The following is a 12,879-nucleotide window of genomic DNA, read 5'->3' on the forward strand; positions in this document are numbered from 1 at the left end:
CCTCTGTTGTCACTGATTTAGTCCCAGTGAATGCTGTGCTGCGCTTTGACAGCAGCTTTGAGCATATCCAGCAGAGGCACTGCCCGCTGTTTCAGCCCCACAGCCGGCTCTTCGCCGGGCTGCGGCGGCAAAGACATATCCACCACATCAGCTAAAGCTTCCTGCAATTGCCACAACGCCTGCGGCACGTCGTCAGCATAAAATGCCCCAGGCACTTTAGGCTGAGCGCCCATCATTTGAATCAGCTGTAACGCCGGATCACCAAACATGGTGATCGGATAATGATCTTTGCTATGAAAAGTGACGAGCATGTGTGTGCACTCCTCTGATCCAGACAACGCAGCCAACGGGCTTTCACTATACTCCGCACAGCTCCAGCCACTCAAGCCGGATAGCAGACTAAAGCTCGATTTACAGCCCTTAAAGAACGGGGTATAACCATGTAATTGAGCATTCACTCTAAAATGAACTATGCCGCAGGCTCAGCATATTGCCGACATTATCATGCGTGGATTTCGCCGCCATTTCCGGTTATTCCAGCAAATTACCGCCAATGCACAGCAAAGATTTGCCAATGCAGACTGGAGTGGTTTTTTAACTGACAATGCAGAGCGCATCTCCTATTACGACACTCGTGTCAGTGAAACCATCGAGGTGCTGCAGCATGAATTACCGGTGCATTGTCTGGACGAGGCGTTGTGGCAGCAAGTCAAACAATATTATCTGGTCTATCTGCAATTCCATCCGCAGGCAGAGCTGGCAGAAACTTTCTATAACTCAGTGTTTTGTCAGCTGTTTGACCGGCAATATTTTCACAATCAGAATATTTTCGTCGAATCGACATTAAACAAACAACAATTGCCGGCGCCGGTTGCATCTGTCTACGACAGTTATTTTCCGGCACAGGATGGCTTGCGGCATTGCTTGCGCCGCATTTTGAGCGGCTTTAGTTTGGGCGTGGCTTTTGAAAATCTGGACCGCGATATCCGTTTAATCGTCAAAACTTTTGTCGCTCAGTCCAGCCATGGCCGCCATCCGGTACACCAAATCCGTTTTGATATCCTCAAATCGGTGTTTTACCGCAACAAAGCTGCATATGTGGTCGGCCGGGTGGTGAGCCCGGACGGGCAGCAGCCATTTATTATGCCGGTGTTGCATCAGCGCAGCCGTGGTTTGTTTGTTGATAGCCTGATCACCGACAGCCAGCAGATGACCATTATTTTTGGCTTCTCGCGTGCCTATTTTATGGTGGATTTGCCGGTGCCTTCGGCCTTAGTGCATTTTCTGCGCGAATTATTGCCGCACAAAACGCTGGCCGAACTTTATGCCTCTGTCGGGTTGCATAAACAAGGGAAAACCGAGTTTTACCGTGAGCTGTTACAGCATCTGGCGCAAAGCCGGGATGCTTTTGTTGCTGCGCCCGGCATTCGCGGTATGGTGATGATGGTGTTCACTCTGCCGTCATTTCCTTATGTATTTAAAGTAATTCGCGACAAATTCGCCGACACCAAACCCTTTGGCCGCGATACCGTTAAACGCCGTTATCATCTGGTGAAAACACATGATCGGGTTGGCCGGATGGCCGACACGCTGGAATATTCCGATGTGGCGTTACCGAAAAACCGTTTTTCGCCTGAACTTCTGGCCGAGCTGCAGCAAAGCATCGCCGGTTCTTTGCAGATTGAAGATGACTTAGTGGTGATTAAACATCTGTATATTGAACGGCGCATGTTGCCGCTGAATCTGGCATTAGAGCAAGCGAGTCCCATGGAAAAACGCCGGCTGATGCAGGATTATGGCCAGGCGCTGAAAGATATGATTGCCGCCAATATTTTCCCGGGCGACATGCTGCTGAAAAACTTTGGCGTGACCCGTCACGGTCGCGTGGTGTTTTATGATTACGACGAAGTGCAATATCTGCTGGATATGAATTTTCGCTTTATTCCGCCACCGGACAACTGGGACGACATGCTGAGCGCCGAGCCTTGGTACCCAATCCATCCTGGCGATGTGTTTCCGGAGCAAATCGCCACTTTTGTTACCGCGCAGCCGGAATTACGTCAGCTATTACAGGAACTGCATCCGGAACTACTAGATGCCGGCTTCTGGCAACAAAAACAGGCCCGGATTAAAAACGGCATTGTTGAAGATGTGTTCGCTTATCCGCAGCAGCAACGTTTTATCACTCTGTACCCGCAGGAGTTTGTCCCGACCAGCTAAAGCACACTTGCGCGCAGAACTGCGCTAAAATGCCGGCCTTTTCAGCTGTGCGGAAATCATTGTGGCCAATGTAGTGCTGGAGCTGCGCCAACGCGAGCTCGCCAAAACCACCAAACCTTTTAACGCCCGTGGCAGCAAGGTGATCCGTTGCGACGGTTGTCTGTTACCTAAAGCCGATTGCCTGTGCGCCAACATTCCCGCCCCGTCAGCCCGTAGTGCGGTTTTATTGCTGATGTATACCGGCGAATGCTACAAACCCAGCAATACCGGCCGGCTGATTGCCGATGTGGCGGCAGACAGTTATGCCTTTGTCTGGGACCGCACACAGCCGGATCCGGCACTGTTGCAATTACTGCAGCGCCAAGACTTGGCGCCAGTGGTGGTGTTTCCGCACGAATACGCCAGCGCAGCGCGTTGCATCAGCACCATTGCGCCAGAGCTTCAAAGCGGCAGCAAAAAACCTTTGTTTATCATGCTGGATGGCACCTGGCGTGAAGCGAAAAAAATGTTTAGTAAAAGCCCTTATCTAGACCAATTCCCGGTGCTTGGCATCAATCCAACCGTCGCTTCCGGTTACAAATTACGCGAAGCGGCGCATTTGCATCAGCTCTGTACCGCTGAGGTTGGTATTGAGGTGTTAAAACTGGCCGGGGATGAACAGGCTGCCGCGGACTTAAGCCAATACTTTCAGGTTTTCCGCCGCCAATATATGGCGGGTAAACCGCACCTGCAGTTTGATGAGTTCCAGCTTTAACCTTGCGCTAGTTTGCACTGGTATAAAACTGCTGTAGCTGGCTGAGCAGCCACTCGGGCGCGTCTATCACCAAATCATGACCGGCTGTTGGGTGTACTAGATGAGCGACCTGCCAGTACTCCGCCAGTCGCTGGCTGCAAATGGGGTCGACCAGTTGATCTGCCGCGCCGCTTAATAACAAGATCGGGCACTGTGGCGTTGCCGGCAGACGAAAGCGGCTGGCCGCCAGCAACTGCCGCAGTACATTAAGCCGCTGCACCGGCCTGTGCTTCGCAATGTCCACGGCGTGGTGCAATTGCGGTTGCTGCCAATAATGACTGGTTAGTTGCAAAATCAGCCGTTCACGCTGCCGTAACGGCGCAACAAAGGCACCGAGCACCTTCGGATACTGCTGCCAACGTAACCGTTGATAAAAAGGCGTTAAAGCGCCGGCACTGGTGTTGATGAGCACTAAAGACGCCACCTGTTGTGGCGCCAGCACCGCCAGCTGCACGGCCAGCATAGCGCCTAACGACATCGCCACCAGATGCCAGGGGCCAGGATGGCGCCGCCGCAGCCGGGGTAACAGCAGCTCGGCTAGCGCCAGCATTTCAGCCGGGCTTTGCTCACGATGATATTGGCCCGTACCGGGTAAATCCTGGCAAAACACTGGTCTTTGTGTCTGTCGGGCCAGCTCTGCCGGAAAATCGCCCCAATGCGCCTGCTCCCGCGCCAGTCCACGCAATAACACTATCGGTTGTACCATAAGTCATTGGCCTCCATGGCGTTTCGGCTGTCCACAGTCGGCAGCCAATGGGCGTGTGCAGCACTGGCCTGCAATAAAAACTCAAACAAAATAAGGTGACTGCGCAAGACTCTTTTTATCCGGTGTGGCTTTACCGGATGAAACAACCCGTGACTGTTAAACAGCTGAAACGGATTTTTCCGCACCCAGTTCCACGAGCCCATCTCCAAGGTCAACGGCAACATCAGATGCTGCGCCAGCAACGACTGATCAAACAAATAGTCCCATAAATCGCCATGACACAGATAATGCCGGCACTGCGGTTCAAAAATGTAATTCTGATGCGGATAGGTCTGAAACAATAATTCCCGCAGCCGGTGCATTTGTGCCAGGTGCGCAATGGGCTGTGTGCTGGATTTGGCATAAGGAAACCACAAACGGTCGGTTTGGCCAAAGCCGGAATGGCAATCCAGCACCAGCGAAAATGGCGCCTGAAACAAACGCTGTCGGACAAAATCACACAGCACCCGGCTTTCGGTTTCCAGCTGCTCCGGATGACCCCGATACCAGGGTAAAAATTTGCTATAACGCTGGCCACCGACCAGGAATGCGGCGCCTTCGGTACAATCCTGTGGCGCATTACGCATCAAATCAACATGCCGAGCATTCGAGCGCCAGCCCCGCAGCATACCACTGGGATTCAGCAGCGGCAGGATATACAGTTGAACACGCTCGAACAGCTCAGCAAACTGCAGATCCCAGCGTAAACGGCTGCACAGGCTTTCCAGATAAGCCAATAGTACCTGGGTGCCTATCCGCTCCAAGCCATGTATACCGCCGGTCAGCAGTAAGACAGGCTTGCCTGCAGCCGGCTTGCCGACGGCAATGGCATACAGCGGAAATTGTTGGTCACCGGCGCTGACCATCGCCAGAACTTCGGCACTGACTGGTGCCGGAGCATGGCGCAGCAACAGTTCGAGCTGATGCAGCTCTGGCAGTGAGTCTTGCAAAGCAGTTCCTGCGGTTGGCGGCAAAAACCCAGCATAGGGCACCGCAGTCATAGTTTTATGGCAGTTTGGTGAAATTTGACTGCGGACACCGACTGCAGTGGTCTTCAGTAGCAAACTCTAGCCCTGCTGTGGCATAGTACCTGAAGAAAAAGAGGAACGGATTGGACCATGTCGAACAAAACGCTGTTAATAATCAGCCTGTTACTGCCGCTGCTCTGCGCCTGTCAGAATCCGCAGCGCGGTAGTGAAGAATATTGGTTCAACAAAATGCGCGACGAACAGCGGGCGCAGTGCCGGCTGTTGCCGTCACCGCTGTCCGAGAGTTGTCTTAAAGATGTGTCATCAAAAAAATACGAAGATTTTCAGCGCCAGCGCACTAACGTAGAAGGCTAATCAGCTGCCGAAGGTTGAAAAGGCACCTTACGCCGCTCAGGCAAGCTCAAGCAAGCTCAAGCAAGCTCAAGCAAGCTCAAGCAGATAAAAATCCACAGTCTTATCCGAACCCGGTACTAATTTTTGTCCGGCCGGCCGCATGCCAGTTTTCTCCAGAATGCGCTTAGAAGCCAGGTTATCCGGCGCCACAATGCCACAGAGTTGCTTTAAACCCAGTTCAGTGCTGGCATAAGCAACCACCGCCAGCGCAGCCTCTGAAATATACCCCTGGCCGCTAAACTCACGGAACAAGGCATAACCGACATCCGGGTGCTGCAAATAGTCACGTTGTACCAAACCGCACAAGCCCAGCGTCACCCCATCAGCCAAACGCTCGACCAGATACAGACCAAAACCGTGTTGCTGATAACTGGCGATGGCGCCATTTTGCAGATACAACTCAGCCTGCTGCAAATTCCTGACTTGCTTGTCACCGATGTTTTGCAAAAACTCCGGCTCATTCACCAGCTGCAACATGGCTGGTGCATCGCGAAGCTCGGCATGGCGCAAACGCAGTCGTTCTGTGGTCAGAATTGTTGTCATCAACTTCCCTCCGCTTAGCACTGCTAAAAACAAAGCCAGTCATCGACTGGCTTTATTCATTTATGATTCGACCCGCTTGGTGTCTTGCTCTGCCAGATTAGTCAGGCTCGAACTTAACAGTTCTTCGTCGGTTTTGCCTTCCCAATAATGCGCATTTTTAATGCCGAGCTTTTCGGGATGGAACACCGGGTCTTTGCCTGCGGCTTTTTGTGCTTCATAGTCACGCAGACATTTAAAGGCGGTTTTATGCAGCAGAATAATAGCGATGATGTTCAGCCATGCCATCAAACCAACACCGATATCGCCTAAAGCCCAGGCCAGATCGGCCGTTTTTACTGTGCCATACACCACAGCCGCCATGATGCCGATTTTCAGCAGGAAACCCAGCCATGGCCGCGATACTGTGCGGTTGATATATGCAATGTTAGTTTCAGCGATGTAGTAATAAGCGACGATAGTGGTGAAAGCGAAAAACAGCAGGGCCACAGCGACAAAAATCGAACCAAAGCCTGGCATCACGTTTTCCAGCGCAGTTTGCACATAACCCGGGCCTGCAGCGACACCAGCAACACCGGTATAAATCGCCTGACCATCAGCGGCCTGCACATTGTACTGGCCGGTGATTAACAGCATAAACGCCGTAGCGGAACAAACAAACAGCGTATCAACATACACCGAAAAGCCCTGTACCAGACCTTGCTTCGCCGGATGCGATACGGCAGCAGCAGAAGATGCATGTGGACCTGTGCCCTGACCGGCTTCGTTTGAATAAACGCCACGTTTAACGCCCCATTCAATAGCCAGACCTAAAATGGCACCGTAAGCGGCTTCAGCACCAAAAGCACTTTTCACTATCAGTTTCAGTACAACCGGCAACTGCTCAATATTCAGTGCGATCACCACACAAGCGACAATAATGTAACCCAGCGCCATAAATGGCACCACGATTTCAGCAAAAGTTGCGATGCGTTTGACGCCGCCAAAAATGATAAATCCTAACACTACTGCCAACACACCGGCCGTTACATTCGGCGAAATACCCACAGCGGTTTCCAGACTGGAAGCAATAGAATTCGCCTGTACGCCGGGTAACAGCAAGCCTGTGGCAAAAATAGTCGCGATAGCAAAAATCCAGGCATACCATTTCATGCCAAGACCTTTTTCAATGTAAAACGCCGGGCCACCGCGGTATTGGCCATTGATTTTTTCTTTATAAACCTGGCCTAAAGTTGATTCAACGAACGCTGAGCTGGCGCCTAAAAACGCCACCATCCACATCCAGAACACTGCGCCTGGGCCACCAAAAGTGATTGCAGTCGCGACACCGGCGATATTACCGGTGCCAACGCGGCCAGCCAGCGTCATGGTTAACGCCTGGAAGGATGACACACCGCTGTCTGAGCTTTTGCCATCAAACATCAGCCGGATCATTTCGCGCACATGACGTAATTGCAGGAAACGCGAGCGTATGGAGAAATACAGGCCCACCCCGAGACAAAGGGCGATCAACGCCTTGCTCCAGATGATGCCGTTCACCACAGCAACAAATTCATTCATCAGTAGATTCCTCGGATATTGTTATCGTGCGGTGCTATCGCTGCACCGTTGTCTGACAAGAGTCTGGCAAGGTTAGTAAGATGTCCCAAAGCCCACGGCAGATCAGCGTCATAAGATAACGACTAAAGTCGGATGCGCCCAGTATTATTTCGCTAATGTACGGCAGTTCTGCCGGGAAAAGCGGCAAAATGAGCAGAGGTAGGAGCTGTTTCAGTGCAGTTGACGCTGCAGGGGCCCCAGCTGCTGCATTTGTTTTAAGATCCATTGCTGGCGTTTGCGCACATAAGGCGACGGCGCCTGGACTAAAAATCGGTGTGGATTGGGTAACACGGCCGCCAGTAACGCTGCTTGCTGGCGGCTTAAACGTTGTGCCGGAATGCCAAAAAACCGCTGTGCCGCCGCTTCAGCGCCATAAATGCCGGGGCCAAATTCAACACTGTTCAGATACACTTCCAGGATGCGTTGTTTGCCCCAGGCCCCTTCAATCAACAGGGTAATGCCAGTTTCCAGCCCCTTTCGTAACCAGCTACGGCCGGTCCATAAAAACACATTTTTTGCCGTTTGCTGACTGAGAGTAGAAGCTCCGCGCACCTTACGGCCTTTACTGTTATAAACCAGCGCTTTTTCAATCGCCTGTAAATCAAAACCACTATGCTGCAGAAATTTCTGATCTTCGGCTGCTACCACTGCTTGTAACAAATGCGGGGAAATTTGTGGCAATGGCTGCCATTGGTGTCGTGCCTGATAACGAGCTTTACCTTCCAGCCAGGCATCGAGCTGACGTTCCAGCATCACGCCGGTATAAGGCACCGGCAAATAGGCAAAAAGCAACACCAGTGTTAACAGGCCAAGCACACAGTAACGCAGCACAGAGAGCAGCCTGCGCAATAAAGAAAACCAGAATGATTTCAGCACAAGATAACAAGCGTTAAATGAAAACCGGAGACCAGTCTAACGCGGTGCTCCGGCCTTGAACAGCAAGAAAAATTGCGGCTAACTGCGCTCATCCGCAGCTTTTTGCAGCAAACGCCGGCTTTCCTGCAGAAACTGGCTGGCCAGCGGGCCAAAAAACGCCTGACCTTTGGCAAATTCGGCCATTAGCCCGGCTTTGTCACGCGCCGCTAATAAATGCGACAGCTGGTTAAAGCGGTGCTGATAACGTTGCAGCAAACCGGTCACTGCAACTGAACTTAACATAATGTCGGCATAAAGCTCAGCATTTTGCGCAAACAGGCGCCCCACCATCGCCAATTCCAGCCGGTAAATCGGCGAGCTCAGCTCGAGCAACTGCGGTAAATCCGCATGCTCTTCCGCCAGATGCACACCGTACACCAGTGAGCTGAAATGGCGCATCGCCTGAATGAGCTGCATCAGTTCATCATGCTGTTGTGCGTCTTTTTCGGTGAGTACCGCGCCCCAGACTTTAAACTGCTGCAACAACCATTGATACTGCTGTGGTGCACGGCCATGGCACACCACCACTACTTGTTTGACAATGTTACTGATATCCGGACCAAACATCGGATGCAGCCCCAGCACAGGCCCGCGATGTTGTTGTAGCATTGCCGCAAGTGGTGCCGCTTTGATACTGGTGATATCCGCCAGCACACAGTCAGCTGGTAACGCTGGCAACATGGCAATGACCTGCTCCGTCACTGCGATAGGCACTGCCAGTAACACCAATACCGCATCGGCACAAATCTCTGCAGCCCTTGGCCAGTCCGCTTGCTCCAGCACTGACACGGTAAAACCAGAGCGCTGAAACAGACTGACAAACCGTTGCCCGAGCGCACCATTTCCGCCTACCACTACCACTTTGCCACCGCCGTCACGACAACAGACAAAGCCGGTTTCCTGCGTGGAATAAGACTCCCGCATCACCCGGCGCAGCACATCTTCCACCAGTTCCTGTGACACACCAGCTGCCTCTGCCTGCGCCCTTCGCGCTTCGAGCAAAGCTTTTTCCCGCTCCGGCACATACAGCGGCAAAGCATATTGTTGTTTCACCTGCCCGACCTGCGCCGTCACTTTGGCGCGCGCTGCCAGCAGTTCAACCAGCTGGGTATCAATAGCATCAATCTGACTGCGCAGCGGTGCCAGTTCAGCAGCTGATGCGGCCTGGGCCGATGTGGAAATACTCATAAAAATACCTCAGGCTGCCTGACACACACCGAGCATCTGATGATGCAGGCCGGCCAGAAGTTGTGCGGTGGTGGCCCAGTCAATACAGGCATCCGTCACCGACACGCCGTATAACTCAGCTTTACCATTCACTATATTTTGTTTACCACCACAGATATTACTTTCCAGCATCAGGCCAATAATGGCGTCGTTGCCCAGCACGCGCTGCGCCACAACAGCTTCTGCGACCAACGGCTGGCGATTATGGTCTTTGTTTGAGTTGCCGTGACTGCAATCAACCACAATGCCCCGCGGCAACTGATGTTTATCAAGCACAGCTACTGCGGCGTTGATGCTTTCCGCATCATAATTCGGCTTAGTGCCGCCACGCAGAATGATATGACCGTCCGGATTACCGGCTGTCTGCACCAGTGCAACTTCGCCGCGTTGGTTAATACCGATAAAGCTGTGCGGACTGGCTGCCGATTGCAGCGCGTTTAAGGCGATATTCAAATTGCCATCAGTACCATTTTTGAAACCGACCGGCATCGACAGGCCACTGGCCATTTCTCGGTGGGTCTGACTTTCCACTGTGCGGGCGCCGATAGCGGCCCAGGATACTAAATCCGACAAATACTGCGGGCTGATTGGATCCAGCGCTTCTGTCGCTGTCGGCAGTTCCATCTCCACCAGTTTCAATAACAGCTCACGGCCACGAGTCAGACCGGTTTCCAAATCGAAAGAATCATCCAGGTGCGGGTCATTGATATACCCTTTCCAGCCGACTGTGGTACGTGGTTTTTCGAAATACACCCGCATCACGATGTATAGACTATCGGCATACTTCAGTTGCAGCTCTTTTAAACGTTTGGCGTAATCAATAGCGGCAGCCGGGTCGTGGATAGAACATGGCCCGGTGATCACTAACAGGCGTTTATCCCGCCCGTGCACGATATCGGCAATTTCACGGCGCGCCTGCTGCACAAACAAAGCCCCTTGTTCCGAAAGCGGTAAGGCTTTTTTTAATACTAACGGCGGGCTCAGCGGTTTTTCCGCCAATATCCGTAAATCATCAACAATTTTGCTCATCGCTTTGCTCCTTTCCTCAGCGCAGGCTGGTGTCAGCATGGCGACCAGTCACTTATTTTCGCTGTATACTTATATTTACAATACGTATTTTATTAATTACAAACGACCGACATAGTAGAAATTCACAGACTCAATGTCAACAAATAAAGTCAATAGAAATGCCGCTCGACACCCAAACACCTTCAATGCAAACATCGTACAAATATCGTTACATCAAAGGCAGTATAAACTTTCACCCCAACCGGCAAACGTTTGCTCGCTCAGCCGTACAGCGTCTGCTGATTTTCGGGCGGATACTTGCCTGCTCGGCGTGGGCTGTTTACAGTAGTACTCAGAGAACTTCAAAGGTGTAGCAGCCGAGTGCAAAATTTACGAGTCTGCAGCAGCATCCTGATGTCGGGGTTGTTGTTACCGGTCATGGCTGCAGAAATCCGCGTCGTCACCGAGCATCTGCCGCCATATCAGATAGATCAGCCAGGTGCTGCCGCTGGTTTTGCCACGGATTTGGTGCGGCAAACCTTCCAGGGCGCCGGTATCAACTATCAGATTGAATTTCAGTCCTGGAGCCGGGCGTATCAGCTGGCGCTGCGTGACCCCGACACCTGTATTTATTCCATTTCAAAGAGTAAAGAACGCTTGCCGCTGTTTCAGTGGATTGGCGAGCTTTCTTATAACACCACAGCGATTTATGGCCTTGCCAGCCGCAACGATATCCAACTGCAGACGTTGGAACAGGCCAAGCAGTATGTGATAGCCGTGACCCGCGACGATGTCACGCACCACTACCTGCTGAAACACGGCTTTGAAGAAGGGAAAAATTTATATCTGCTGGAAAACGTCGCCAGTATGCTCAATGTGCTGGCTGGGCGACGTCAGGGCATTGATTTAGTGATTATTAATGAAACTATTCTGAAGTACCGGGCGCAGGAATCCGGTCTGGCATTGGCCGATTTTCGTAAGCTGCTGGTATTGCCGGACTTACCGCTGGATTTCCATCTGGCCTGTAGTCTGAAAACTTCTGCCGACACCGTAGAGCGGTTGCGTCAGAGCCTGCAGGTGATGAAATCAGACGGCCGGTTCGACAAAATTGTCGCCGGCTGGTCGGAAAAACTGCGTTAAAGCTGCTGCGTTGAAACAACAGCGTCAGAGGCTTTTCTTTGGCGGCAACGCCACATTAGCGAAAATAAAACCAGCCACCAACGACATCAGGATCAAAAATGTCTGCTGCCCCAAATGATCTGTCGCGCCCATCTGCTCGCCAGAAATTAAGCTATTGAGACCAATATAAGTTTTACTGCCAGGCACCAGTACAATCATACCCTGCAGCGACACAATACTGGCAGGCGCATTCATTAAACGGGTAAACAGGTTACCGTATACGCCTACGGCAAAAGCCCCGACAAAAGCACCAAGGGCCAAATCGAGATAAATCCCACCAAGCTGACTGGCGCCATAGGCAATAAAACCAGACATCAGGCCCCAGCTGATATGTTTTTTCCGGGCGCGAAACACAATCACCAGTGAGCCACACAAAATGGCGACGGCCAGCCAGGCAGTCCAGGCCTCTACCGCTTCGGTTGGCACATAAGGTACTTTGCCGAACAGCCGCTCACCCAAGGCCAACCCCAGAAAAGCCCCGAAATACAGTTTAAACAGGATCATCACCGCATCCATGATACGCGCGGTACCGGATACCAAATGCCGGGCGGCGGTTTCAGCAAAACCCAATGTCAGTGCAAGACCGGGGATAAACACGATAATGGCCGACAACACTACAATTGGGATATTGATCCGCGGGTCGACATAAGCGGCAAGCGCAGTCGCACCTAAAGCTGAACTCATCGCAACCAGCGGTTCCAGCATATGAGTGACACGGCGGCTTTTTTCCGCCCAAAATACAAACAGATAGACAATCAGACTAAGCGCCGTGGCGTAACCGACATCCAGCCAGCTCGCCCGCATCAGCATGGCAAAAGCGCCACCGGCGGCACCGTATGCCAGAAAAGTGGCCCAGCGCGCATAAGGATTGGGCATAGCCGCAATGGTATTTAGACGTTCTGTCGCTTCCTGTAGCGTCATCTGATGTTTTAAGACGGCGTCCACTACTTCATCAGCGCGGGATAACGAGCCTAAATCCAGATCGCCCGGCATCACGCGTGCAACATGGGTGTATTCATTATCTTCGCCCGGCACCCAAATCACAAAGGTCAGCACTGTTGGTGTAATGGCAAATGAGGCGCCGATATTTAAGTCTTTGGCGACATCCTGCAAATGCGCTTCCAGCCGGTAGGCCGGTGTCCCAAACTTATGCAGCATTTTGCCAAGCTTGACGATGAATTTTCTTTTTTCATTAAAATCAGAAGATTGCACTGGTAAGTCCTTGTGACACAGCAATAATTCAGCCGGTATATAAAGTTCATACTAACAGT

At 52.0% G+C, this 12,879-nt stretch carries 13 protein-coding genes; 4 read left to right on the forward strand and 9 right to left on the reverse strand.

The features are described from left to right. Positions 1-17: 17 nt before the first annotated feature. Positions 18-311, reverse strand: coding sequence for a DUF1840 domain-containing protein (locus ABNT34_RS15660; RefSeq protein ID WP_348733270.1), 294 nt, complete (start codon positions 309-311; stop codon positions 18-20). A 160-nt stretch (positions 312-471) separates the two neighbouring features. On the opposite strand from ABNT34_RS15660, the gene aceK reads away from it, so the two are divergent. Beyond that, a complete protein-coding gene (gene aceK, locus ABNT34_RS15665; RefSeq protein WP_348733272.1) occupies positions 472-2,220 on the forward strand; it encodes a bifunctional isocitrate dehydrogenase kinase/phosphatase in 1,749 nt (582 codons plus the stop codon). 61 nt (positions 2,221-2,281) lie between these two features. Continuing rightward, positions 2,282-2,974 carry a tRNA-uridine aminocarboxypropyltransferase gene (locus tag ABNT34_RS15670; protein ID WP_348733274.1) on the forward strand — a complete coding sequence of 231 codons (693 nt, stop codon included), beginning with the start codon at positions 2,282-2,284 and terminating at the stop codon, positions 2,972-2,974. Positions 2,975-2,981: 7 nt separating this feature from the next. Here ABNT34_RS15670 and ABNT34_RS15675 read toward each other — a convergent pair whose 3' ends face one another. Continuing rightward, the gene (locus ABNT34_RS15675; protein WP_348733276.1) at positions 2,982-3,719 is read right to left on the reverse strand and encodes an alpha/beta hydrolase; all 738 of its coding nucleotides are present in this window, start codon (positions 3,717-3,719) and stop codon (positions 2,982-2,984) included. Then, positions 3,704-4,708 carry a M14 family zinc carboxypeptidase gene (locus tag ABNT34_RS15680; RefSeq protein ID WP_348733278.1) on the reverse strand — a complete coding sequence of 335 codons (1,005 nt, stop codon included), beginning with the start codon at positions 4,706-4,708 and terminating at the stop codon, positions 3,704-3,706. Before ABNT34_RS15680 ends, ABNT34_RS15675 begins: the two co-directional genes overlap by 16 nt. A gap of 168 nt (positions 4,709-4,876) precedes the next feature. On the opposite strand from ABNT34_RS15680, the gene ABNT34_RS15685 reads away from it, so the two are divergent. Further along, positions 4,877-5,101 (forward strand): hypothetical protein, encoded by a 225-nt coding sequence (locus tag ABNT34_RS15685; RefSeq protein WP_348733279.1) that lies wholly within the window; start codon positions 4,877-4,879, stop codon positions 5,099-5,101. A 66-nt stretch (positions 5,102-5,167) separates the two neighbouring features. Here the strand turns inward: ABNT34_RS15685 and ABNT34_RS15690 are convergent, their stop codons facing one another. The 5 genes from ABNT34_RS15690 to ABNT34_RS15710 form a co-directional block, all read right to left on the reverse strand. Beyond that, positions 5,168-5,683 carry a GNAT family N-acetyltransferase gene (locus tag ABNT34_RS15690; RefSeq protein ID WP_348733281.1) on the reverse strand — a complete coding sequence of 172 codons (516 nt, stop codon included), beginning with the start codon at positions 5,681-5,683 and terminating at the stop codon, positions 5,168-5,170. 60 nt (positions 5,684-5,743) lie between these two features. Continuing rightward, positions 5,744-7,243 carry an alanine/glycine:cation symporter family protein gene (locus tag ABNT34_RS15695; RefSeq protein WP_348733726.1) on the reverse strand — a complete coding sequence of 500 codons (1,500 nt, stop codon included), beginning with the start codon at positions 7,241-7,243 and terminating at the stop codon, positions 5,744-5,746. 207 nt (positions 7,244-7,450) lie between these two features. Then, complete coding sequence (mtgA, locus tag ABNT34_RS15700; RefSeq protein WP_348733283.1) at positions 7,451-8,155, reverse strand: monofunctional biosynthetic peptidoglycan transglycosylase; 705 nt, start codon at positions 8,153-8,155, stop codon at positions 7,451-7,453. A 78-nt stretch (positions 8,156-8,233) separates the two neighbouring features. Then, a complete protein-coding gene (tyrA, locus tag ABNT34_RS15705; protein ID WP_348733285.1) occupies positions 8,234-9,382 on the reverse strand; it encodes a bifunctional chorismate mutase/prephenate dehydrogenase in 1,149 nt (382 codons plus the stop codon). Positions 9,383-9,391: 9 nt separating this feature from the next. After that, positions 9,392-10,450 (reverse strand): 3-deoxy-7-phosphoheptulonate synthase, encoded by a 1,059-nt coding sequence (locus tag ABNT34_RS15710; RefSeq protein ID WP_348733287.1) that lies wholly within the window; start codon positions 10,448-10,450, stop codon positions 9,392-9,394. A gap of 393 nt (positions 10,451-10,843) precedes the next feature. Between ABNT34_RS15710 and ABNT34_RS15715 the strand changes: the two genes are divergently transcribed. After that, positions 10,844-11,569, forward strand: a complete 726-nt coding sequence (locus tag ABNT34_RS15715; protein WP_348733288.1) for a transporter substrate-binding domain-containing protein — start codon at positions 10,844-10,846, stop codon at positions 11,567-11,569. 24 nt (positions 11,570-11,593) lie between these two features. Here ABNT34_RS15715 and ABNT34_RS15720 read toward each other — a convergent pair whose 3' ends face one another. Further along, a complete protein-coding gene (locus ABNT34_RS15720; protein WP_348733290.1) occupies positions 11,594-12,820 on the reverse strand; it encodes a threonine/serine exporter family protein in 1,227 nt (408 codons plus the stop codon). Between the last annotated feature and the right edge of the window lie 59 nt (positions 12,821-12,879).

The sequence above is a fragment of the Rheinheimera texasensis genome (genome assembly GCF_964031785.1).
Taxonomy (GTDB): Bacteria; Pseudomonadota; Gammaproteobacteria; order Enterobacterales; family Alteromonadaceae; genus Pararheinheimera; species Pararheinheimera texasensis_A.